Consider the following 20,968-nt stretch of genomic DNA (forward strand, 5'->3'; position numbering starts at 1 on the left):
TTGGGGCTAAAGGCCGAGCGCACGCATGATGGTGCGCAGTTTGGCTGTGGTCTCGTCGAGCTCATCTTGCGGGACGGAATCTGCGACGAGCCCGCCGCCAGCCCAGGCGCGAGCCTGAGTGCCCGCGGCGTTGACCTCCGCGCAGCGGATCGCAACCATGTATTCGCCATCGCCGCTCTTGTCGGTATAGCCGACGGTGCCAGCATAGAACCCTCGGTCGGTCTCTGCGGTGGTGATGAGCGCCTCCGCCGCGGCTTGCGGGGTACCGCAAACAGCTGGGGTGGGGTAGAGGCGAAGCGCAAGGTCGAGCGCTGTTGGCGCAGGGTCTTTCAGAACGCCGCGGATTGGGGTGGCAAGATGCCACATTTCTGAAGTCTTATCCAGTTGTGGTCCGTCTGGAATGTCGAGTTGGGAACACAGTGGCGCCAGAATCTCGCGGATGTGCTCGACCACGTACGCGTGCTCGTCGCGATCCTTGGCGGAAGCAAAGAGTGCCTGACCATTCGCCTCATCAGCCGCAGGGTCGTGTGGGACACGGGCAGCTGATCCTGCTAGCGGATACGAACTCACGATATTGCCTTTGCGGCGCACCAAAACCTCAGGTGATGAGCCCACGAAGAAGTGGCCGACACGCCCGCTCGGTGTGAGGTCTGCGATGAACCCGTCGCGGGTATAAGAAAGGTCAATCAGGCGCGCGGCGACCAGGCGAGGATCGACGGGTGGATCGAATGCGATGTCCACTGCACGAGCAAGGACCACCTTGTCCAACATGGACCCCTGGATCGTGGAGACCGCTGCTTCAACCCGGCGCAGGTGTTCTTCCGGGGTGGGATCGACGTCGATAAGCGACGCGTGCAGCTTTGAGCCTGGGCCGACTCGATAGTAAGGATGAGGCTCGAGCGTGCCAGATTCCCGGACTATGGATTCGGGCACTGTCAGCGCCGCGGGCGTGTCTTTATCGAATGGGAGAGCGCCTACCACCATCTCGACGTCGCCGGACTCGAGGGCGTCGATAGCTTTCCATGCGTCTGAGAACGTTTGATTGGCACCTTGCGTGCGCACTGAACCGGTGCTTCGGGAAAGCAGGAAGTCGGGCGCAGTGGTGGGGCGGGCTGAACACATGTGGTCATATTTTACTAGGCGCAGTCCCGTAGCCCGTACTAAGGGCCTGCCATATGCGCCTTGATGGGGCAGGGGCGCTACGATAAAGCACATGAATAAACCAGCAAAGATGCGTGTCCGATTTTGTCCGTCTCCAACAGGTACGCCCCATGTCGGTATGGTGCGTACGGCCTTGTTCAACTGGGCACAGGCACGACACAGTGGCGGCACGCTGATTTTCCGCATTGAAGATACCGACGCCGCACGTGACTCGGAAGAGTCCTACCAGGCAATCATCGACTCCTTGAAGTGGCTGGGCCTGGATTGGGATGAAGGCGTTTTGGTAGGCGGCCCACACGAGCCTTACCGCCAGTCGCAGCGAATGGATATCTACAAGGAAGTCCTGGACAAGCTGATCGAAGCCGGGGAGGTCTACCCGGCGTACTCCACGAACGAGGAGGTTCAGGCGCGGCACAAGGCGGCAGGGCGGGACCCCCAGCTTGGCTACGACAACTTCGACCGCGACCTGACCGAAGAACAGATCGCTGCATACGAGGCTGAAGGCCGCAAGCCAGTTTGGCGTCTGCGCATGCCGGACAAGGACTGGACCTGGAACGACTTGGTGCGTGGCGAAGTGACGTTCAAGTCGCAGACGCAGCCAGACTACGTTGTTGCACGTTCGAACGGTGCGCCGCTGTACACGCTGGTCAACCCAGTTGATGACGCGCTGATGCAGGTCACGCACGTCCTGCGTGGCGAAGACTTGCTTTCCTCGACTCCGCGCCAGCTTGCTCTGTATGAGGCGCTCCAGCGTATCGGCGTCGCTGAGTTCACTCCTGAGTTTGCGCATCTGCCGTTCGTGATGGGGCAGGGCAATAAGAAGCTTTCCAAGCGCGATCCGGAATCGAACCTGTTTAATCACCGCGACAACGGCATCATCCCGGAGGGCATGATCAATTACCTCGCGCTGCTGGGCTGGTCGCTGTCTTCTGATGAAGACATCTTCAGCGTTGATCAGCTTGTCGAGGCGTTCGATGTTTCTGATGTGCTTGGTAACCCTGCGCGCTTCGACCAGAAGAAGCTAGAGGCGATCAACGCTGACCACATCCGCTTGCTTGAGCCAAAGGACTTCGAACAGCGCCTGCGTGATTACCTGACCGAGTTCACCGACTTCCCAGCCGACTACCCGGCTGACAAGTTCGCACTCGCCGCCGAGTTGGTTCAGACCCGTATCAAGGTCCTGTCAGATGCGTATGGACTGCTGAAGTTCCTTGTTACTCCGGATGCAGATCTTGTCCTCAACGAGAAAGCGGCGAAGAAGAACCTCAAGGACACTGCTGTCCAGCCTCTCGACGCCGGCATTGCGGCACTCGACGCCATTGCTGAAGATGACTGGACTACTGAGTCCATTGAGAAGGCTCTGCACACCGCGCTGATCGAAGAACTGGAGTTGAAGCCACGCGTTGCGTTCGGTGCGCTCCGTGTTGGAATCTCCGGGGAGCAGGTTTCTCCACCACTCTTCGAGTCGATGGAGCTGCTGGGTAAGCAGTCCACGATGGCGCGCTTGCGCGCTGCGCGTGAGGTTACTCCGTACACTGCGCCGGAGGCTTAACGGGCCTAACGAGCATTGGCGAAGTCGAAGAGGTATCGCATGGTTTGCGATACCTCTTTTTCTATTATGACCAGGCGATTTGTGTCGTATTGGGCTTTATGGTTATAGTAGTCATCGTTGTTCAGAGCGAGCAAGGCAAAACGAAAGAAACAGTTTAGTCTTGTGAGTGAAGAAAAACAATGGCCTATGGTGTAATTGGCAACACAACGGTTTCTGGTACCGTCATTCTTGGTTCGAGTCCAGGTAGGCCAGCTACAGAACTTTGGTTCTGTGTCCTAATGCCCCGTTCGTCTAGCGGCCTAGGACGTCGCCCTCTCACGGCGGTAACACGGGTTCAAATCCCGTACGGGGTACAAGTAACAGCCAGTGCGTTGCACTGGCTGTTTTGCTTTGTTTACCTTGGTCGGTCCGTCAGTATGGTTGGTACAGTTTCCCTATGCCGATCCCTGTACGAAAACGCTGTGTCCTAGCAGTCTCGATGGTAGTACTGCTTGCCCAGGCGCAGGTACCGCCAGCTGAAGCGGAGGCCAGTTCAGCCCAGAACAATCCGCTGTCGTCGATCTTCACAGGCGAGCCTTCGCGGTCAGGGTCGAGCGTGCTTGATGCCGCAAGCGTGGTGTTGGCGGTTCTCAGCCTGAGTTCCGCAGTGCCATTGCTCGCCATCCCCGCAGCGGTGTTGGTTGCGTTAGGCAGGGGAGAGCTGGGGTCATCGATGTACCAGCTGTATCCGGGAAGCTCCACTGGTTCGTCGAGAGGAGATGCATCAGCAACGTTTCCAGCGCATGAAGCGCCGCCCGCTGAGCTGCGGTCTATGCGCCAAGTTGAAGGGGACTTGTGGGAACTCACGGTGTGGTCGCCGTCGATGCAGCGAGAGGTGACGAATGATGTGCTGCTGCCGCGTGGCACCGCACCTCGACCAACGTTGTACCTCATGATGGGGGCAGACGGCGCTGCGGGCGGCTACAGCTGGGCGAATTCCTCGGACTATCAAGCGTTCTTCGCTGGCAAGCTCGTCAATGTGGTGACACCGAAGGGGTCAGTGTCTTCAATCCAGGCCGACTGGTATCGAGAGGACCCGGCTACAGGTACGAACAAGTGGCTCACCTACATGACTCGTGAGTTACCGCCACTTATCGACGCCCAGTTCCACGGCAACGGGCACGACGCCATCGCCGGCATCTCGATGTCTGGTGGCCCTGCGCTGGACATCGCCGCGAATGCTCCGGATCGGTTCGTGGCGGCCGCATCCTACTCGGGCTGCCCGGCGACCACCGGCGTGCTCGGCGGTATCTACACATCGTCAGGGGTGACAATGAACAAGGGGAACCCGGTCAACATGTGGGGGACGTCGTCGAACAGGGCGTGGTGGTGGCACTCGCCAATTCTTAACCTGGAGCGACTACGCGGGACCACGCTATGGCTGGGGGCTGCACAGGGCGTGCCCGGTGCGATTGATGAGGAGACATCGTCAAAGAGGCTCGGAGCGCCCATGGTAATCGAAGCAACTTCGTATGCATGCTCGAAGTACTTCGCTGAGACAGCACAGCAGCAAGGGCTCAACGTGACGTGGCATGAAATCGTTGAGGGAACCCATACGTGGGGAGTGTTTGAGCATATGCTGCGAGCGTCATGGCCAACCATCGAGGGCGCGTTGCGGGAAAGCGGCGCGTGGCCTGCAGATTTGGAGAGTTCATAGGGCGACGTTTATTGTTAACGAGTCGCAAAAAGCGAGCGCGCCCCGTTCGTCTAGCGGCCTAGGACGTCGCCCTCTCACGGCGGTAACACGGGTTCAAATCCCGTACGGGGTACAAATGGCAGTCAGTGCAAGCACTGGCTGCTTTTTCTTTTTCGGTACCTCAAAGGCATGCAGTTTACACGCTATGGGATTCACGTATCATCGGAGGCCAAACTCAAAGATGAAAGGAACGTGAACATAGAATGAGAAAAACACAGTATGCTGTGCTCGCCGCTATGAGCGCCAGCGTTTTAGCGCTGACAGGCTGCTCTGAAGCCGGGACGGATGCGCCGTCGACTTCAACTGAGGCGGCTGCCACGAGTGAGGTCCATTGGGGGTACGAAGGAGACGGTGCTCCAGAGCACTGGGGCGACCTTTCGACCGAATTCGAGGTCTGTGGAAATGGCAAGGAGCAAAGCCCAATCAACTTGAGTGACGCTACCCCTGAAGACTTGGCAGACATAGAGTTTGCATATGCTGCCAGCACGGGTGAAGTTCTGAATAACGGACACACGTTGCAGTACACGCCGTCGACAACGCAGAAGGTAACTCTCGACGGTGAAGATCTGGAGCTCGCGCAGCTGCACATGCACACTCCTGCAGAGCACGAGGTCGACGGTAAGCAGCTTCCTGGCGAGATCCACTTTGTACACAAGAATGCGGCAGGTGACATTACAGTCCTCGGAATTCTGCTTGAGGAAGGTGCACCGAACGAGCTAGTGCAGTATTTGCTTGATAATGCGCCAGAGAACGTGGATACCTCACATATCTCTCAGGAGGAGATCAACATCGCGGATGCTCTTCCAGCATCACATGAGTACATCACGTATGGAGGCTCTTTGACGACGCCACCTTGCTCTGAAAACGTTCGCTGGATGGTAATGACGCAGCCGGTAACTGCCTCAGCTGAGCAACTGCAAGCATTCGAATCGCTGATCGGCAAGAATGCTCGTCCTGTTCAGGACCAAAATGGCCGTGAGCTCACGTTGGACGCCACGAGCTAACAAAGTAGTGATAGGGAGTACGCTGGTCGCGTGCTGATTACAGTGTTGCTCTCCATCACGTTCGCGTGCGGGCTGATCATCGCAGCCCTGCATGTGTTGAACCACCAGTTCATCGCCCCTGTGTATGACGTGTGGCTAAACCTCGCAGCGTTTGCAGCGGCCACGACGTCGAATACGTTGCTGCACCAACCGTTGCCGGCGGTTCTGTCGGGGTGTGCTGTGGCCGCCTGGGTGTATCTCGGAATGAGAACGGTGAGAGCGAAGCGTGCTGGACTTGTTGCTGGCGGGCAGCGCCGCCAGCAATCAAGGGTTACCGCAGGGCCTCGGTGAGCTCCTGAGCAGCCTCATGCAGCTCGGGGCCCCACTTTTCGATTGGGGTGGGGGTGAGCCGCTCGGCCGGCCCGGAAACGGAAAGGACAGCGATGACTGATCCGTCTGGGTTGGTGATGGGCGCAGACAGGCTCGCCAGCCCAACTTCACGCTCTGCGATTGACTCAGCGAGTCCGGTTTCACGGATCGCCTCGAGGTCTTGCGAGGGAAACGGAGAGGCGTCGATAAGTGAGTGGGCGGCGAACACACGGGCAGCTGAGCCTGCGGTGAGTGAGAGCTGCGAGCCCACGGGAACTGTGTAGGTGAGGCCGCTCTCGGGCTTTTCTGCCGCGATGCAGGTGCGAGTGTCTCCGCTGAGCTTGTAGAGCTGCACGGACTCGCCAGTGACTTCAACGAGGTTGCGCATGATTGGTGCGGCGGCAGAGAGCAAACGGGGGGAGGAGTGCCCTGAAAAGTGGGAGAGTGCGCGGCCGATCGTCCATTGTCCGTCCTCTGTCCTTGCTAGGACGTTATGCACTTCCAGTGCAGTGGCTATTCGGTGAGTCGTCGCTCGGGGCAGTCCGGTTGCTTCGCTGAGCTCAGCGAGGGTTTTGTCGCCGCCTGCGACCGCTCGTACGATGGAAATCGAGCGATCGAGCACTTTAATTCCAGAGTCTTCGCTATACTGTCTCACGTCATGGATTCTACCATCTCACCCGGTGGGAGGTGGTTGCGACTGTTGAGGAGGAGCAAGATGGGCCAAAAGCCATTAACGCTGGCGGAAAAAGTGTGGCGTGACCACGTGGTCACCCGTGGAGAGAACGGTCAGCCTGATCTTCTCTACATCGATTTTCAACTCCTGCACGAGGTGACGTCACCGCAGGCATTTGATGGTTTGCGCCTCAACGGGCGCCGCATGCGACACCCCGAGCTGCACCTTGCTACCGAAGATCACAACGTGCCAACCACGGGCATCGTTTCTGGCGAGCTGACAGAAATTAGCGACCCGACCTCGCGCACCCAGGTCTCGACGCTGCGAAAGAACTGTGAAGAGTTCGGCGTTGTGCTGCACGAAATGGGCGATGAGGAACAGGGCATCGTCCACACCGTTGGTCCGCAGCTGGGCATTAGCCAGCCGGGCATGACGATTGTGTGCGGCGACTCGCATACGTCGACGCACGGCGCGTTCGGTTCGATCGCCATGGGTATCGGTACCTCTGAGGTAGAGCACGTCATGGCGACCCAGACGCTGCCGCTGGCACCGTTCAAGACGATGGCGATTGAGGTCAGTGGAACGCTGCAACCTGGGGTGAGTGCGAAAGATTTGATCCTGGCAATCATCGCCAAGATTGGTACTGGCGGTGGCCAAGGGCACATCATCGAATACCGCGGCGAAGCCATTCGGAAACTTTCAATGGAAGCGCGCATGACCATCTGCAACATGTCCATCGAGGCAGGCGCCCGTGCCGGCATGGTGGCACCCGATGAGACGACATTTGAGTACGTTAAGGGACGTCCCTACGCGCCGAAGGGGAAGGACTGGGACGACGCAGTGGCGTACTGGAAGACGCTGCCAACTGACCCCGGCGCGAAGTTCGACACCGTCGTAGAGATCGACGCCTCGACGCTCACCCCGTTCGTCACCTGGGGTACCAATCCCGGCCAGGGCTTGCCGCTGAGCGCCTCTGTTCCTGACCCTGAGGACTTCGGAGATGACAGCGCGAAGCAGGCCGCGGAAAAAGCATTGCAGTACATGGGGTTGACCCCCGGCACGCCGTTGCGTGACATCAAGATTGATACAGTCTTTCTGGGATCGTGCACGAACGCGCGCATCGAAGACTTGCGCGCCGCTGCAGAGGTTGTGCGCGGCCAAAAAATCGCAGAGGGGACCCGCATGCTGGTTGTGCCGTCCTCTGCCAAGGTCAAGCAGCAGGCGGAAGAAGAAGGCCTGCACGTAATATTTGATGAGTTCGGTGCAGAGTGGCGTACCGCGGGCTGCTCTATGTGTCTGGGTATGAACCCCGACCAGCTTGCCCCTGGAGAGCGCAGCGCTTCGACGTCCAACCGAAACTTCGAAGGCCGCCAAGGACCTGGTGGTCGCACACACCTAGTTTCGCCCGAAGTAGCGGCTGCTACAGCAGTACTCGGCCACCTCGCCGCACCCGCAGACATTCCTTCCACCGCCAACGCACAGTAGTCAGGAGCTGAACACGATCATGGAAAAATTCACAACCCACAGTGGCGTCGCAGTTCCGTTGACGCGGTCAAATGTGGACACCGACCAGATTATTCCCGCCCGCTACCTCAAGCGGGTGACCCGTACCGGATTCGAAGATGGCCTGTTTTCAAACTGGCGTACCAACGAACCTGACTTTGTGCTGAACAACGAGGCATACAAGGAAGGGTCGGTACTGTTCGCCGGCCCCGACTTCGGCACTGGCTCCTCCCGCGAACACGCAGTGTGGGCTCTGCAGGACTACGGGTTCCGGGCGGTATTTAGCCCACGGTTTGCTGATATCTTCCGAGGCAACGCAGGCAAGGCGGGCCTTCTAACTGGCATCATGTCGGAGTCTGACATCGAACTGATCTGGAAGCAGCTCGAGCAGGCACCAGGCACTGTCGCTACTGTTTCATTGCCGGACCGCACCGTCACAGTCGGGGAGAGTACCTACTCGTTCGACGTCGACGACTACACGCGTTGGCGCCTGAGCGAAGGCCTCGACGATATTGGGCTGACGCTGCGAAACGAGCAAGCCATCGAGGAATACGAACAGCAGCGTCGCCCGTTTTACCCCGCTACTTCTCCTCGGTAGCAGGGGTGCCGAGACGTTCGAGAGACGAAGGCGCGAACGTCGATAAGAAGTCGCGGACCGACGTTGTGATGCCGTGAATAGCAGACGAAACGTGGTCCGCGAACTGCTGGTCGCTGTACTCCCAATAGCCCGGCATGACATACGCAACGCCCAGAGCGGAGACATCGCGCTTCTCGTCTTTCATTACGACGAGCGATGGGAATGCGTGGGCGTTGTTGTAGTCCTCGCACCACGTGAGCACTTCGTCGAAACGACTTGCGTCGACAGCATCGATTGAGACAGTAGAGACGAAATGCAGACTTGTATCGACCAGCTTCATCTCAAAGCCGATACCGGAAAATGCTGTAATGAGAGAGTTGTACTGCGTAGGCTCCCGGTACTCCCAACCTCGCTCGTCAAACAATTTGCGAAGACGATCAAGACTTAACGGCTGTAGCTGTTGCATTTTACTGTTCCTTCTCCTGCTTGTACGGGTGCTTGTCTTTGAGATGCGCGAAGTTTTCGTCGAGCGCTTCCACCGCGTAGTGCATGATGGAGAAGTAAAACTGCAGCATTGACTGCAGCTGCTCGTCGCTGAAACCGTCGGAGGAGAAAAACGGTGCCTCAAATAGCGCAACCAGAGCACCGTCCTCGCGCTGAATCGGATGTGCACGAACGAGGGGCAGTGAGCGGTTCAACTCATTGATGCTGAGACGAAGATTGCTCTTATCTGCATTCATCTTCGCGGTTCCAAGCCACTGGCTGGTGATCTTGAATCCGATGTCCTTGACTTCAAAGAAGCACATGATCGACGGAAACGCGGTGCGGGTGAGGCCGTCCTCGGAACTGCGGAAATACTGCAATTCAAGCGCATCGAGTGCCGCTTCGATTCGTTCTTGGGTAACTGGCTGCAACTGGGCAGTCCTTTCTTTTTCTAGGCGAAGTGTCCTTAGAGCACCGGTAGTGGAGATGGCATGTAGTCGGCGCCGATGAGTTGCCCATCGTTAAAGGACAGTACCCATACCGACGCCTTCTTCGCCAGGATCGGCGAATCGATCGGCAGACGACCGTCGGCCGAGAGCGCAGCAATCATCTCAGGGATGACCCCGCCCTGCGAGCACACAACGTGTGTGCCACCGCGTTTGATGAGCGCATCAAAATCTGCGCGGGCGGCTACCTGGTTCTCCTGCCACGCGATTTCACCGAAGGTGGCGTCGATCGTGATGTCTTTACCGAGTGCCTTCGCAAGTGGGATCAGTGTCTGCTCGCAACGCAACGGCTCGGCAGAATAGAGAGACTCAGGAGCGAACGCCTGCAGCAGCGGCACAAGCGCCTTCGCCTGGCGCTTGCCCTTCTTATCGAGCGGCCGACGACTATCGTCGTGCTTCCAGGCCTCCTTGTAGTTCGCACGAGCGTGGCGCACGTACAGAATCCTGGTGTCAGCAGGGGTGGCGAAGCGCTTCGCAGCTTTCAGCAATACTTGCCTGTCGAGCTCGTAGCTCATCAGCTGCGTCGCATCGTCGATGTTGAGCCAGCGGATCTCGTCGACCTCATTGTTAGGAGTGAACTCGCCGCCGACTACCTTGCCGGTCCAGTAGTACACAACCTTCGTCGTGTTCTTGACTGGATACACGGTTTTGCCAATCAACTTTCCCAGCCGGACTTCGTAGCCAGTTTCCTCCTGAATTTCGCGAACGGCGGTGGTAACAAGGAACTCGTCCGGATCCACCTTGCCTTTGGCGAGCGACCAGTCGTCGTAGTGTGGGCGGTGGATACAAGCGACTTCTATAGAATCCGGATGTTCGAGATCGCCACGCCACAGCACAGCACCCGCGGCGAGTGTTGTCTTCTTGAACTCTCGACGCGGATGGCGGGGGACTTCTTGGTGGCGTCCGGTAATGAACATTTCTCCGAATTGGTCTTTGTGTTGTTCGTGGAGCTTCGTTGAACGTGACATACTTTCTATCTTTACGCACTTTGCAGGTTTTCGCTGCAGCGACAGGTCAGCGGGCTGATTGTGGATATTGGCGGTAGAAAAGTGCTAGCGTGAAACGGTTCATGCAGACAGGAATGGCGGTGGCACAAGTGGTAAACGTAGCGGTAATGGGTGCAGGTTCCTGGGGGACAACCTTGGCCAAAGTGTTTGCCGATGCCGGCAACATGGTGCAGCTGTGGGCACGCCGGGATGAGCTGGCGAAGACCATGCAGGAGAGTCGGGAGAACCCCGATTACCTGCCGGGGATTGCGCTGCCGGACGGGGTCTTCGCAACGTCTGACGCGGAAGCGGCACTGCAGGCTGCAGATATCGCTATTTTTGCCGTGCCGAGCCAAACCATGCGCCAGAACCTGGAAGTGTGGGCCCCGCTGCTGCGTACTGACACCACGCTGTTGTCCATTTCGAAAGGTATTGAGACCGGCACATACATGCGAATGTCGGAGATCATCGCTGAGGTTACCGGCGCAGAGGAGAACCGAATCGCGGTACTCAGCGGGCCAAACCTTTCCCGCGAGATTGCTGAGGAACAGCCGGCGGCCACCGTCATCGCCTGCAGTGACATCAACCGTGCGAAGCTCGTGCAGGCTGCGTGTGCGACGTCGTACCTGCGCCCGTATACGAACACTGATGTTGTCGGCTGTGAGATCGGAGGTGCGACGAAGAACGTCATCGCGCTCGCCTGTGGCATGGCTTCTGGCCAGGGGCTAGGGGAGAACACGCTGGCAACGCTTATTACCCGTGGTTTGGCTGAAAGTACGCGTCTAGGCCAGGAGTTGGGGGCCGACGCCAGGACGTTCGCAGGCCTGGCGGGCATGGGGGACTTGGTTGCCACGTGCTCCTCGCCGCTGTCTCGTAACCGAACTTTCGGTTCCGCGCTGGGTAAGGGGGCCACGATTGAAGAAGCGAAGGCTGCAACGAAGGGCCAGGTTGCTGAGGGGGTTATTTCCTCACGCAGCATTTATCAGCTTGCCGAGCGCCACGGCGTGGACATGCCGCTGACTCAAGCCGTTTTCGCGGTGTGTCACCAGGGTGTGACGGTGGAGGAGACGATTGCTGCGTTGATGGGTCGGTCGAAAAAGTCGGAGTAGACACCAGGTAATGTGTCAGCTGTGATTCGTATTGCAGTAGTCTACGGTGGTCGTTCCACCGAGCATTCAATTTCTTGTATTTCTGCCGGCTCCATCATGGCCCACCTCGACCCCGAGGTGTACGAGGTGTTTCCAGTAGGTATTCGCCGGGATGGTACTTGGGTGCGCGGGGAAATCGACCCAGTTGGCGGAGAGGCGCTTCCCGAAGTTCGTGGTGGTGCAGAGATCGCGTTGAGCATTAACCCTTCGCGCCGCGGTGAGTTTACTGATGTCGCCACCGGCGAGACCGTCGCGCAGGTCGACGTTGTTTTCCCGGTCCTGCACGGGCAGTTTGGTGAAGACGGCACAATCCAAGGCATGTTCGAGCTTTCGGGAATCCCGTACGTGGGGCCAGGCGTCTTGGCGTCCGCGAGTGGCATGGACAAGGAGTACACGAAGAAGCTCGTGGCACTTGCCGGAATTACAGTGACTCCGGAAGTGATTCTCCGCGGAGGTGAACTGCTGCTCGATGAGGATAAGCAGCGCCTAGGCCTTCCAGTGTTCGTCAAGCCCGCTAACGGTGGATCGTCGATTGGTGTGTCCAAGGTGACCACGTGGGAAGACTTCGATGCCGCACTGCATCAAGCGTACGAGTGCGACTCGAAAGTGATCGTCGAATCGGAGCAGGTCGGCGACGAAGTCGAGGTTGGAGTTCTGGAGTTTCCCGATGGCCGCATTGAGGCTTCCGTGCCGGCCAAACTCAATGGAACTGATGCCTCCGCAGAAGGCTTCTACGGCTTCGAAACGAAGTACATGGAAGAGGGAGTTACAGCAACAATCCCCGCGCCTTACGACGCCTCTTTGATAGCTACCCTGCAGGACCAAGCAGTCCGTGCATTCAATGCACTGAACTGTAAGGGATTGGCACGCGTGGACTTCTTCGTCACCGACAAGGGTCCTGTGCTCAACGAGATCAACACCATGCCGGGGTTCACCGCAATTTCGATGTACCCACAGGTGTGGAACGCAAGCGGCATCGACTACCCGAAACTGCTCGACACTCTGGTCCGCACTGCGCTGCGGGCAGCCGACGGCGCAACGGACTAAGACTTGCGTTCGGGGACGTGCTTCTCGACGAGCTCGGTCAGCGTGGTGATGACCTCATTGCCCTCACCTGAGGGCACAAAGGCCGCAACGTTGACCTCTCGCCCGAGCGCGTACCACGTCGACGAGGTGGTACCAGTTGCAGTGATGGTGTCCTCAAACCAAGGGATCCCGTTGATCTGTTGCAAGGTCGCTCCGGCCTCGTAGTGCTCCGGGTCGTTCACACCACAACGCAGCACAATCGGTTCGTGGCCAAGCTGCGTCCAGACTGCAGTTTGCGGCGAAGCCACTTTGTTCTCAGGAAGCCGTTTATAGCCTTCGACGAGCGATTCAGGAAGCGCAGCAAGCAATCCGCCGCATGCGTTTGCTCCACTCCCGTCCGTTGAATGCGTCGCTGGCTGCAGCTCAGAGAGCGGCGCCGGGTTGCGGGGAAGATCGCGCTGCGGCAGCGCACTCACGTTAATCTCGTCCACTGGCGTATCTGCCCTGCCGAGTCCCTCCGCGTCGGTAGTCACGGCGACTACCGGCCAACGGTCCGCGCTAAACCACGTGACCATGCTTGAGCCTGGGGTGGCGTCGTCAATTCTGATCCACTCTGCACCATTGTGGGAGGACACCGGGGTGTACTCGGTGTACTGCAGGGGCATTTCCACGCCGCAGCGCAGCGTGACGCGTCGAGTTGAAGAGGACTGCCACGCGGCAGCACCTGCCGGAGCCGGGGCGGCGAGCTCCGCACGCTTGTGCCCAAGCACCTTTTCAGGAAGGCTGTCCACGAGCGCAGCGCACTCGGGTGAATCAGCCTCGGGGGAAGGCAGCTCAGTCATCGCCACAGGCTGCAGTGCCACCTGCTGGAAAAAATACCGAGCACCCACAATGACGCCCAGAACAAGCGCCACTGCGAGGCCCAAACTGATGTAGACCGCTGTACGGTTAATCTGTGAATCATGCAACGCGCCAGTGGAATCTTTCATGGCGTACAAGTCTACTGAAAGGCGCACTTTGGTGAGTAACGTCGGCTTTCCCACGCACGGCCCGACGCTCCGGGAGGTGGGAGAACAAGCAACGATTGACGCCATCGTTGGTGCATCGCCATCGCCGCTCAACGGTGATGACGCAGCAGTGCTCGAATCGCACACGCCGAATAGCCGCGCAGTCGTAACAACGGACATGCTTGTGGAGGGACAGCACTTTCGCTTTTCGACGACCACCCCTGCTTTGTTGGGGCGCAAAGCCATCGTGCAAAACTTCGCCGACATCGAGGCGATGGGTGCTCGCCCCGTTGCCGCGCTACTCGCGCTCTCGGCGCCTCCGGACACCCCGCTCGCCGTCGTGAGTGAGCTTGCACGAGGGATCCATCTCGAATTGGAGCGATACTCGAGCGAACTCGTCGGCGGGGACATCACGAGTGGGAACCAACTGACGATCGCGATTACCGCGATTGGTTCGTTAGGAGGCAGTTTGCCGCCACTGCGCTTGAGCCAAGCGCGTCCGGGGCAGCGAGTGATAGCGCACGGGAAAATCGGCTATTCTGCTGCAGGCTTTGCACTACTGGAGTCCGGACGGGAAATCCCGGAACGGCTTGCGGATATCGTACATGCGCACCGTTGCCCGCAACTGACTCCTGGGCGCGGGGTTGTTGCACGAGCAGCAGGGGCTACAGCCATGACAGACAACTCCGACGGGCTACTGCACGATCTGGGCGTGATAGCCCGGGCCTCGAACGTGGGGATTAACATCTCGCGCGCCGCTGTAGCCCCAAGTGATCAGCTGCGAGAAGCCGGTGAGTTCCTAGGCGTCGACCCATGGGACTGGGTACTCAACGGGGGAGAAGACCACACATTGCTGGGCACGATCGATGGGGACGCACCCGTGGGGTATCGTTCGATCGGTACGGTCACACGCAAAGTCGGCGTGGAAATCGACGGCGTCGCACACACCGCGCGCCATGAATGGGAGCCATTTTCATGAACTTACCCGTCCACCCTTCCTGGCAGGAACCGCTGGCGGAAGTAGAACCTGCCATCCACGCGATGGGAGACTTTCTCCGCGGTGAACCCGCGTACCTGCCTGCCGGAAAAGACATTCTCCGTGCGTTTTCGACCCCATTTGAAGATGTCCGTGTGCTCATCTTGGGCCAAGATCCGTACCCGACGCCCGGCCACCCCATGGGTCTCTCATTCTCGACGCAGCCAGGCGTGAAACCGCCCCGATCGTTGGTAAACATCTACCAGGAGCTCAACGATGACCTCGGTATCCCCCCACGAGCCGACGGGGACTTGACCTCTTGGCAGCGAAACGGAGTCATGCTGCTCAACAGAGTACTCACAGTCCGGCCCGGCGCGCCGGCGTCACACCGCGGGAAGGGCTGGGAAGCGGTGACCGCACACGCAATCGCAAAGCTCGCTCAGCGTAATACTCCGTTGGTTGCGATCCTGTGGGGCAGAGACGCACAAACTGCGAAACAGTTCCTCGGGAGTACGCCAACGATTGAGTCCCCACATCCGTCGCCGCTGTCGGCGCGCCGGGGATTTTTTGGGTCGCGGCCATTCAGTCGGGCAAATCAGGCGCTCATTGCACAGGGTGCTTCACCTGTCGACTGGGCACTGTAGACTGTCTGACCATGGAAACAGCAACTGCACTCGATGGACCACGGCTCCTGTCCTGGGCTCGTCGGGCAGCGGCAGAACTCGAACGTCGTCGACACGAGATCAACCAGCTCAATGTGTTTCCCGTCCCGGACGCGGACACTGGTTCCAACATGGCGCAGACGATGGCGGCGGCTGTCGAAGAGGCGTCGAAAAGATCTGATGCTCAGTCGATGCAGGAAGTAGCCGAAGCGCTTGCTGTTGGCGCCATTCGCGGCGCGCGTGGCAACTCGGGTGTTGTGCTGTCCCAGGTCATCAGAGGCGTCGCGCAAACCGCCGATGAAGATACTCGAAGCGGGCAGTTCATCGCGAACGCGCTTGCCCAAGCAGTGCAGTTTGTTGACCGCGCAATTGCCGAGCCGGTAGAGGGCACCGTGATCACGGTGCTGCGGGCGGCGTCGACTGCGGCATCGCAAGCGCTGCAGGATTCAGGGGGAGAAGCACCCGCGTTGAGCATCGCACAGGCTGCCGCCGACGCTGCGGAAACTGCACTTGCACGTACCCCGTCACAGCTGGAAGCGTTACGGGAAGCGGGCGTCGTCGACGCAGGAGGCACCGGCCTCGTTATCCTCCTGGAATCACTTGTATACGAACTCGACGGCCAACCCTACGAGGTAGCGCAGCCTGCCACACACGGAACCTCTCACGTGATCTCACACGCAAGTGGCAAGGCAAACCTGGAAGTCATGTTCTTCTTCGAAGGCGACATGGATGTCCTTGAGGGCGAACTTACCACCATGGGCGACTGTCTTGTGATCGCTCGCAATAACGAGCACAGCGGCAAAGTCCACATTCACTCCACCGAGGCCGGCGCAGTGATTGAGCGCGCGTTCGCCCGCGGTACCGTGACACAACTGCATCTCGAAGTGCTCCCGGACGAACCTGTCACGCAAACTCCCACAAGACTGGTTGTCGCAGTGACGCCTCCCGGATCACTTACTGATCTCTACGCGCAGGCAGGTGCGGTAACAGTCGCGCCGGGCGAGAATATTGTCGCGGACATCCTCGCCGCCGTCCACAAAACCGAAGCTCGCGAAGTTATTTTGCTGCCGAACGGACTGCTTGATCAGCGAAGCCTCGCCGCAGTGGAGAAAGCAACCCACGCCTTCGAACAAAGCATCACCCTGCTTCCTACCGTGCGGCTTGTTTCCGGTATCGCGGCGCTCGCCGTTCATGACCCAGCCCAACCACTCGCGACGGCAGCTTTCACCATGTCGGAGGCCGCCGGAGAAATGCGAACCGCTGTCCTCCAGCGCGCCCCTAAAGCCGGGCTCGTGCAAGGAGGGGCAGTCTCGAAGGGCGACATCATCGCCATGGCACACGGCGAAACACTCCTGATCGCTGACGACGCGATAGCCGCCGTCGAAAAGACCTGCAAGCGCCTCCTCGAGCCCGGTGGGGAACAAGTCACCGTACTCTTCGATACCGCATCACTGCGCGCCGAAGACCTCGCGGCACTCGACGACAAACTCGACGTCGACGTCATCGTTTTCCCCGCAGACGGGCTCGGTGCCGTCGCCGAGATCGGAGTCGAATAGGAAGTGCTAGGAAACATCGACCCCAGGCCGCTCAACCTCGTCATCCCCCTGAAACAAGCCAAGGCAATCACCAAACACCTTGGATACAGCACCTGCGGCGAGCTCCTCGAGCACTACCCACGCCGATACCTCCACTACGGCACCGCGACCGACCTTGCCACCATCAATGAAGGCGATACACTCAGCATCGTCGGCGAAATCACCGCTACCCAACGCATCCCCAACAGAAAACACCCCAACCGACCCATCTACCGAACCCACGTCTACGACGGCACCAACACCTTCACCGCAACATTCTTCGGCTCCAACTACGCCATGCGAGTGCTCAAAGAACACACCCGCGTCATGATGACCGGCAAAATCAGCACGTACCGCAACGAAATCCAGTTCCAACACCCAGACTTCGTACTACTCGACGGCCCCACCCAAGCCACCGGAGCACTACGACAACTCCAACACTTCGGCGACCTCGAAGCAATCCTCTCCGGACGCGAATGGCTCCCAATCTACCCGGCAACAAAACAGGTCAGCACCTGGACCATCATGGGAGCCGTCCACACCATCCTGCAAAGCCTCCCCACAGTCCCCGAACCCCTCGGCGCAAGCCCTGACGGATACATCGCCCGCGACAGCGCCATCCGCACCATTCACCAACCTGACACCGAAGGACCCGAACCCGCCCGCCGACGCCTCAAATACGACGAAGCCATGACCGTCGCACTCGCCATGAGCGTGCGACGCACCGACGCAAACAACCACAACGCTCCAGCCCTTCCCAAACAACCAAACGGCGAACAATCCCGACTCATTACACAACTCCCATTCCCACTCACTGGCGGGCAACAACGCGTCATCCAGGAAATCTCCACCGACCTGACTCACGCCCACCCAATGAGCCGCCTCCTCCAAGGAGAGGTCGGCTCCGGCAAAACTATCGTCGCACTGATCAGCATGCTCCAAGCGGTTGATAACGGCGCTCAAGCAGCCCTGCTCGCACCTACCGAGGTGCTCGCGCAGCAACACGCACGATCGCTTACAGAGACACTCATGCGCGCCGGGCTGCACACGACCGTGGTGCCACTCACAGGCTCCATGCCGACGGCACTGAAGCAAGATGCCCTCCTCAAGATTGTCTCGGGTGAGGCGGACATAGTCGTGGGCACCCACGCGCTGATTCAAGACAGCGTGGAGTTCTTTAACCTTGGCTTCGTCATTGTCGACGAGCAGCATCGTTTTGGCGTGGAGCAGCGCGACCGACTTCGCGCAAAGTCAAGGGCGCAGACTCCGCACTTACTCGTCATGACAGCGACGCCGATCCCGCGCACAATCGCAATGACCGTCTTTGGTGATCTCGAGGTCTCGGTGCTCAACGAGCTGCCAGGCGGAAGGAAGCCTATTCAATCCTCAGTTGTGCCGGAGTTCAAGCCGACGTGGATTGCACGTGCTTGGGAGAAGATGCGGGAAGATGTCGCGGCTGGCCACCAGGTCTACATTGTGTGCCCGCGTATTGACGGCGAGGGTGGTGTCCTTGAGACTGCCGAGTGGTTGCGCGCTACCGAGTTCCCAAGCCTGCAAGTAGCCGTACTGCACGGCAAGATGCGTGCTGAGGAAAAAGACGCTGTGATGTCCGATTTTGCAGCGGGTGGCATTGACATCTTGGTAGCTACGACCGTCATCGAAGTTGGCGTAGACGTGCCGAACGCGACTGTCATGATGGTACGGGAATCAGAAAGCTTTGGCGTTTCACAGCTGCACCAGCTGCGAGGCCGAGTCGGGCGAGGCGGCAATCAATCTCTGTGTCTTTTCCATACACAGGCAGAAGAAGGCAGTGATGCCTTTCAGCGGGTCTGGGAGGTTGCTCAGACGAGCGATGGCTTTGCTCTTGCCGATCTAGACTTGCGCCACCGCCGTGAGGGTGACGTGCTCGGAACAGAGCAGTCAGGTATCCGTCGCACGTTTAAATTGATCGACTTGATTGAGGACTACGAGATCGTTACCAGTGCGTACCGCGATGCGGCCCGCTTTGTCGAAGAAGACCTTGAGAAGGCACGGGCGCTCAGTGCACACCTCCAAGATGAGGACTTTGTGTACCTAGAAAAGAGCTAAAGCTAGAGTGAGTACCATGAATCGCATCATTTCTGGTGAAGCCCGTGGGCGCAAGATTAAAGTTCCACCGGAGGGGACACGGCCAACGTCGGACCGCGCGCGAGAGGGCCTCTTTTCCTCTCTGCAGGTCCGCTTTGGGTTCCCTGGGCAGCACGTCCTTGACCTCTTTGCGGGATCCGGCGCACTAGGGCTGGAGGCAGCCTCGCGTGGCGCTGAGGAAGTGGTGCTTGTGGAAGACGACCCGAAAGCGGTCGCGGTGATTGAGCACAATGCGGGCGTTGTCGGGCACTCGAACACCCGCGTCGAGCCCGTGAAAGTCTCCACGTATGTGGCGCGTGCTCCCAAGCAGCACTTTTCAATGGTACTCGCCGATCCACCCTATGACCTTGCCGATGAAGCCGTGGCCGAAATGGTCACTGCGTTGCAGGAGCTACTCGTCGACGGCGCCGTGGTCGTCATCGAACGTCACCGCGAAAGCCCCGAGACCGCATGGCCGCCCGCGTTTACCCCTACGGGACAGAAACTCAAGAAGCGCTTGTACGGGATCGCACGGTTCGATATGGCTGTGTATACAGCCCCCTCAGACGCTCAGGAGGAGTGAGTTATGGCCCAATCGTTAGCTTCGGCCCGTAACGTTGCGGTGTGCCCCGGGTCGTTCGACCCCTTCACGAACGGGCACCTGGATATCGTAGACCGTGCTCGACGCCACTTCGACGAAGTAGTCGTTCTGGTAACTGGGAACCCAACCAAGAAAACTGGAATGTTTACAGTGGCGGAACGAGTCGCCTTGATCCAGTCCGCCGTCGCCGACATGCCGGATGTGAAAGTAGACAGCTGGGGTGGGTTGTTGGTCGACTACACCAGCGCACACGGCATTACTGCCCTGGTGAAAGGCTTGCGATCGTCACTTGACTATGAGTATGAGCTGCCAATGGCGCAGATGAACCGCCGCCTCACCGGTGTTGAGACGTTCTTCTTGCTCACTGACGAGAAGTACGGCTACATTTCGTCCTCGCTATGCAAGGAAGTCGCCCGCTTCGGAGGCGATATCGGGGGACTGGTACCTCCGGCGGTTATGCAGGCGATGAACGAACGCCTGCGCGAAGTAAAGTAAAAGCCCGGAAGATCAGCCAAGAAGATCTACCGGGCTCCGATTGGGCGCTCAAGCTAGAATATCGTCGAAAGGAAGGCTTTCGTGCGTTCCTTTTGAGGGTTGTCGAGCACCTGTTCAGGGGTGCCGTACTCGACGATCTGACCGTCGGACATGAATGCAACGTGATCTGCGACCTCGCGCGCGAATGCCATCTCGTGTGTGACCACCAACATCGTCATGCCATCCTGCGCAAGTTGCTTCATCACCCGCAGCACTTCACCGACAAGCTCCGGGTCAAGTGCGGACGTGGGCTCGTCGAAAAGCATGAGCTTTGGATCCATCGCGACCGAACGAGCGATAGCGACTCGCTGCTGCTGACCACCTGAAAGCTGGATCGGGTAGGCGTCCGCCTTCGATTCGAGACCGACCATGCGCAGAAGCTCCATCGCACGGACCTTTGCCTTCTCCGGCGACTCGCCCTTGACATGGACCGGAGCTTCAATGATGTTGTCGAGCACGGTGCGGTGCCCGAACAAGTTAAAGCTCTGAAAGACCATCCCGATGTCCCGGCGCTGGACTGCGGCATCCTTCTCGCTCATCTCATAGAGCGTGCCGTTCTTTTCGCGGTACCCGATCAGATCACCATCAACGTACAGGCGACCAGCAGTGACCTTCTCAAGATGGTTAACGCAGCGAAGGAATGTGGACTTGCCGGAGCCGGAAGGACCGATCAAACAGGTAACAGAACCCGGAGCTACTTCGAGGTTGATGCCCTTGAGTACTTCCAAGCTGCCGAAGGACTTCCATACGTCAACCGCTTGGATCATTGGCGTTTGGGCGGGGGAAGAAGATGTAGGAGAAGCCAT

Annotated in this window: 21 protein-coding genes and 3 tRNA genes; 17 read left to right on the forward strand and 7 right to left on the reverse strand. The window is 58.8% G+C overall.

Annotated elements, in window-relative coordinates; genetic code table 11:
- Nucleotides 1-6: 6 nt before the first annotated feature.
- A complete protein-coding gene (locus JMN37_RS07530) occupies nucleotides 7-1,122 on the reverse strand; it encodes an isochorismate synthase (protein WP_070362569.1) in 1,116 nt (371 codons plus the stop codon).
- Nucleotides 1,123-1,213: 91 nt separating this feature from the next.
- Between JMN37_RS07530 and gltX the strand changes: the two genes are divergently transcribed.
- The 7 genes from gltX (at nucleotide 1,214) to JMN37_RS07565 (ending at nucleotide 5,782) form a co-directional block, all read left to right on the forward strand.
- Complete coding sequence (gene gltX, locus JMN37_RS07535) at nucleotides 1,214-2,713, forward strand: glutamate--tRNA ligase (RefSeq protein WP_070976385.1); 1,500 nt, start codon at nucleotides 1,214-1,216, stop codon at nucleotides 2,711-2,713.
- Between the two features lie 180 nt (nucleotides 2,714-2,893).
- Nucleotides 2,894-2,965 (forward strand) — tRNA-Gln (locus JMN37_RS07540).
- 28 nt (nucleotides 2,966-2,993) lie between these two features.
- Nucleotides 2,994-3,066: transfer RNA gene (locus tag JMN37_RS07545), tRNA-Glu, on the forward strand.
- A gap of 125 nt (nucleotides 3,067-3,191) precedes the next feature.
- Nucleotides 3,192-4,409 carry an alpha/beta hydrolase gene (locus tag JMN37_RS07550; protein ID WP_252931514.1) on the forward strand — a complete coding sequence of 406 codons (1,218 nt, stop codon included), beginning with the start codon at nucleotides 3,192-3,194 and terminating at the stop codon, nucleotides 4,407-4,409.
- A 39-nt stretch (nucleotides 4,410-4,448) separates the two neighbouring features.
- Nucleotides 4,449-4,521: transfer RNA gene (locus tag JMN37_RS07555), tRNA-Glu, on the forward strand.
- 130 nt (nucleotides 4,522-4,651) lie between these two features.
- Nucleotides 4,652-5,452 (forward strand): carbonic anhydrase, encoded by an 801-nt coding sequence (locus tag JMN37_RS07560; RefSeq protein ID WP_252931516.1) that lies wholly within the window; start codon nucleotides 4,652-4,654, stop codon nucleotides 5,450-5,452.
- 30 nt (nucleotides 5,453-5,482) lie between these two features.
- A complete protein-coding gene (locus JMN37_RS07565) occupies nucleotides 5,483-5,782 on the forward strand; it encodes a hypothetical protein (RefSeq protein WP_070362564.1) in 300 nt (99 codons plus the stop codon).
- Here JMN37_RS07565 and JMN37_RS07570 read toward each other — a convergent pair.
- A complete protein-coding gene (locus JMN37_RS07570) occupies nucleotides 5,763-6,455 on the reverse strand; it encodes an IclR family transcriptional regulator (protein ID WP_176754842.1) in 693 nt (230 codons plus the stop codon). The two genes, JMN37_RS07565 and JMN37_RS07570, sit on opposite strands and share 20 nt — an antisense overlap.
- Nucleotides 6,456-6,515: 60 nt before the next feature.
- Here JMN37_RS07570 and leuC point away from each other — a divergent pair, with 60 nt between their 5' ends.
- Together leuC and leuD are read left to right on the forward strand one after the other, a co-directional pair.
- Entirely contained in the window at nucleotides 6,516-7,958 is a 1,443-nt protein-coding gene (gene leuC / locus JMN37_RS07575; RefSeq protein ID WP_252931518.1) for a 3-isopropylmalate dehydratase large subunit, read from the forward strand.
- Nucleotides 7,959-7,977: 19 nt separating this feature from the next.
- The gene (gene leuD / locus JMN37_RS07580; protein WP_252931519.1) at nucleotides 7,978-8,574 is read left to right on the forward strand and encodes a 3-isopropylmalate dehydratase small subunit; all 597 of its coding nucleotides are present in this window, start codon (nucleotides 7,978-7,980) and stop codon (nucleotides 8,572-8,574) included.
- Here the strand turns inward: leuD and JMN37_RS07585 are convergent.
- Genes JMN37_RS07585 through JMN37_RS07595 form a run of 3 tightly spaced genes read right to left on the reverse strand, consistent with a single transcriptional unit; the run spans nucleotide 8,558 to nucleotide 10,510 of the window.
- Complete coding sequence (locus tag JMN37_RS07585) at nucleotides 8,558-9,019, reverse strand: hypothetical protein (protein ID WP_252931521.1); 462 nt, start codon at nucleotides 9,017-9,019, stop codon at nucleotides 8,558-8,560. The genes leuD and JMN37_RS07585 overlap by 17 nt on opposite strands.
- A 1-nt stretch (nucleotide 9,020) precedes the next feature.
- On the reverse strand, nucleotides 9,021-9,467 hold the full coding sequence (locus JMN37_RS07590) for a YbjN domain-containing protein (RefSeq protein ID WP_070976395.1): 447 nt from the start codon (nucleotides 9,465-9,467) through the stop codon (nucleotides 9,021-9,023).
- A gap of 35 nt (nucleotides 9,468-9,502) precedes the next feature.
- Entirely contained in the window at nucleotides 9,503-10,510 is a 1,008-nt protein-coding gene (locus JMN37_RS07595; protein WP_070362558.1) for an NUDIX hydrolase, read from the reverse strand.
- 113 nt (nucleotides 10,511-10,623) lie between these two features.
- On the opposite strand from JMN37_RS07595, the gene JMN37_RS07600 reads away from it, so the two are divergent.
- Complete coding sequence (locus JMN37_RS07600; protein ID WP_205634855.1) at nucleotides 10,624-11,637, forward strand: NAD(P)H-dependent glycerol-3-phosphate dehydrogenase; 1,014 nt, start codon at nucleotides 10,624-10,626, stop codon at nucleotides 11,635-11,637.
- Between the two features lie 21 nt (nucleotides 11,638-11,658).
- A complete protein-coding gene (locus JMN37_RS07605) occupies nucleotides 11,659-12,723 on the forward strand; it encodes a D-alanine--D-alanine ligase family protein (protein WP_370296005.1) in 1,065 nt (354 codons plus the stop codon).
- Here the strand turns inward: JMN37_RS07605 and JMN37_RS07610 are convergent.
- Nucleotides 12,720-13,691 carry a DUF3515 domain-containing protein gene (locus JMN37_RS07610; protein ID WP_252931523.1) on the reverse strand — a complete coding sequence of 324 codons (972 nt, stop codon included), beginning with the start codon at nucleotides 13,689-13,691 and terminating at the stop codon, nucleotides 12,720-12,722. The genes JMN37_RS07605 and JMN37_RS07610 overlap by 4 nt on opposite strands.
- A 31-nt stretch (nucleotides 13,692-13,722) precedes the next feature.
- Between JMN37_RS07610 and JMN37_RS07615 the strand changes: the two genes are divergently transcribed.
- From JMN37_RS07615 to coaD, 6 genes are read left to right on the forward strand one after another with little or no spacing between them, the layout of a single operon-like run.
- Nucleotides 13,723-14,688, forward strand: a complete 966-nt coding sequence (locus JMN37_RS07615; protein WP_252931524.1) for a thiamine-phosphate kinase — start codon at nucleotides 13,723-13,725, stop codon at nucleotides 14,686-14,688.
- On the forward strand, nucleotides 14,685-15,329 hold the full coding sequence (locus JMN37_RS07620; RefSeq protein WP_070362555.1) for a uracil-DNA glycosylase: 645 nt from the start codon (nucleotides 14,685-14,687) through the stop codon (nucleotides 15,327-15,329). The genes JMN37_RS07615 and JMN37_RS07620 overlap by 4 nt, the downstream gene beginning before the upstream one ends.
- An 11-nt stretch (nucleotides 15,330-15,340) precedes the next feature.
- The gene (locus JMN37_RS07625) at nucleotides 15,341-16,903 is read left to right on the forward strand and encodes a DAK2 domain-containing protein (RefSeq protein ID WP_252931527.1); all 1,563 of its coding nucleotides are present in this window, start codon (nucleotides 15,341-15,343) and stop codon (nucleotides 16,901-16,903) included.
- A gap of 3 nt (nucleotides 16,904-16,906) precedes the next feature.
- Nucleotides 16,907-19,009, forward strand: a complete 2,103-nt coding sequence (locus JMN37_RS07630; protein ID WP_252931528.1) for an ATP-dependent DNA helicase RecG — start codon at nucleotides 16,907-16,909, stop codon at nucleotides 19,007-19,009.
- Nucleotides 19,010-19,025: 16 nt separating this feature from the next.
- Nucleotides 19,026-19,610, forward strand: coding sequence for an RsmD family RNA methyltransferase (locus JMN37_RS07635; protein WP_252931530.1), 585 nt, complete (start codon nucleotides 19,026-19,028; stop codon nucleotides 19,608-19,610).
- A 3-nt stretch (nucleotides 19,611-19,613) separates the two neighbouring features.
- Nucleotides 19,614-20,123, forward strand: a complete 510-nt coding sequence (coaD, locus tag JMN37_RS07640) for a pantetheine-phosphate adenylyltransferase (RefSeq protein ID WP_070362551.1) — start codon at nucleotides 19,614-19,616, stop codon at nucleotides 20,121-20,123.
- A gap of 53 nt (nucleotides 20,124-20,176) precedes the next feature.
- Here coaD and JMN37_RS07645 read toward each other — a convergent pair whose 3' ends face one another.
- Complete coding sequence (locus tag JMN37_RS07645) at nucleotides 20,177-20,968, reverse strand: amino acid ABC transporter ATP-binding protein (protein WP_070362550.1); 792 nt, start codon at nucleotides 20,966-20,968, stop codon at nucleotides 20,177-20,179.

This window comes from Corynebacterium lipophilum, assembly GCF_024102595.1.
Lineage (GTDB): Bacteria > Actinomycetota > Actinomycetes > Mycobacteriales > Mycobacteriaceae > Corynebacterium > Corynebacterium pseudogenitalium.

Bases quoted from the DNA above. Each gene is read 5' to 3' on its own strand.
- JMN37_RS07530 (WP_070362569.1), bottom strand. From the start codon at position 1,122: ATGTGTTCAGCCCGCCCCACCACTGCGCCCGACTTCCTGCTTTCCCGA.
- gltX (WP_070976385.1), top strand. From the start codon at position 1,214: ATGAATAAACCAGCAAAGATGCGTGTCCGATTTTGTCCGTCTCCAACA.
- JMN37_RS07550 (WP_252931514.1), top strand. From the start codon at position 3,192: ATGGTAGTACTGCTTGCCCAGGCGCAGGTACCGCCAGCTGAAGCGGAG.
- JMN37_RS07560 (WP_252931516.1), top strand. From the start codon at position 4,652: ATGAGAAAAACACAGTATGCTGTGCTCGCCGCTATGAGCGCCAGCGTT.
- leuC (WP_252931518.1), top strand. From the start codon at position 6,516: ATGGGCCAAAAGCCATTAACGCTGGCGGAAAAAGTGTGGCGTGACCAC.
- leuD (WP_252931519.1), top strand. From the start codon at position 7,978: ATGGAAAAATTCACAACCCACAGTGGCGTCGCAGTTCCGTTGACGCGG.
- JMN37_RS07585 (WP_252931521.1), bottom strand. From the start codon at position 9,019: ATGCAACAGCTACAGCCGTTAAGTCTTGATCGTCTTCGCAAATTGTTT.
- JMN37_RS07595 (WP_070362558.1), bottom strand. From the start codon at position 10,510: ATGTCACGTTCAACGAAGCTCCACGAACAACACAAAGACCAATTCGGA.
- JMN37_RS07600 (WP_205634855.1), top strand. From the start codon at position 10,624: ATGGCGGTGGCACAAGTGGTAAACGTAGCGGTAATGGGTGCAGGTTCC.
- JMN37_RS07610 (WP_252931523.1), bottom strand. From the start codon at position 13,691: ATGAAAGATTCCACTGGCGCGTTGCATGATTCACAGATTAACCGTACA.
- JMN37_RS07620 (WP_070362555.1), top strand. From the start codon at position 14,685: ATGAACTTACCCGTCCACCCTTCCTGGCAGGAACCGCTGGCGGAAGTA.
- JMN37_RS07625 (WP_252931527.1), top strand. From the start codon at position 15,341: ATGGAAACAGCAACTGCACTCGATGGACCACGGCTCCTGTCCTGGGCT.
- JMN37_RS07635 (WP_252931530.1), top strand. From the start codon at position 19,026: ATGAATCGCATCATTTCTGGTGAAGCCCGTGGGCGCAAGATTAAAGTT.
- coaD (WP_070362551.1), top strand. From the start codon at position 19,614: ATGGCCCAATCGTTAGCTTCGGCCCGTAACGTTGCGGTGTGCCCCGGG.
- JMN37_RS07645 (WP_070362550.1), bottom strand. From the start codon at position 20,968: ATGGCTTCTCCTACATCTTCTTCCCCCGCCCAAACGCCAATGATCCAA.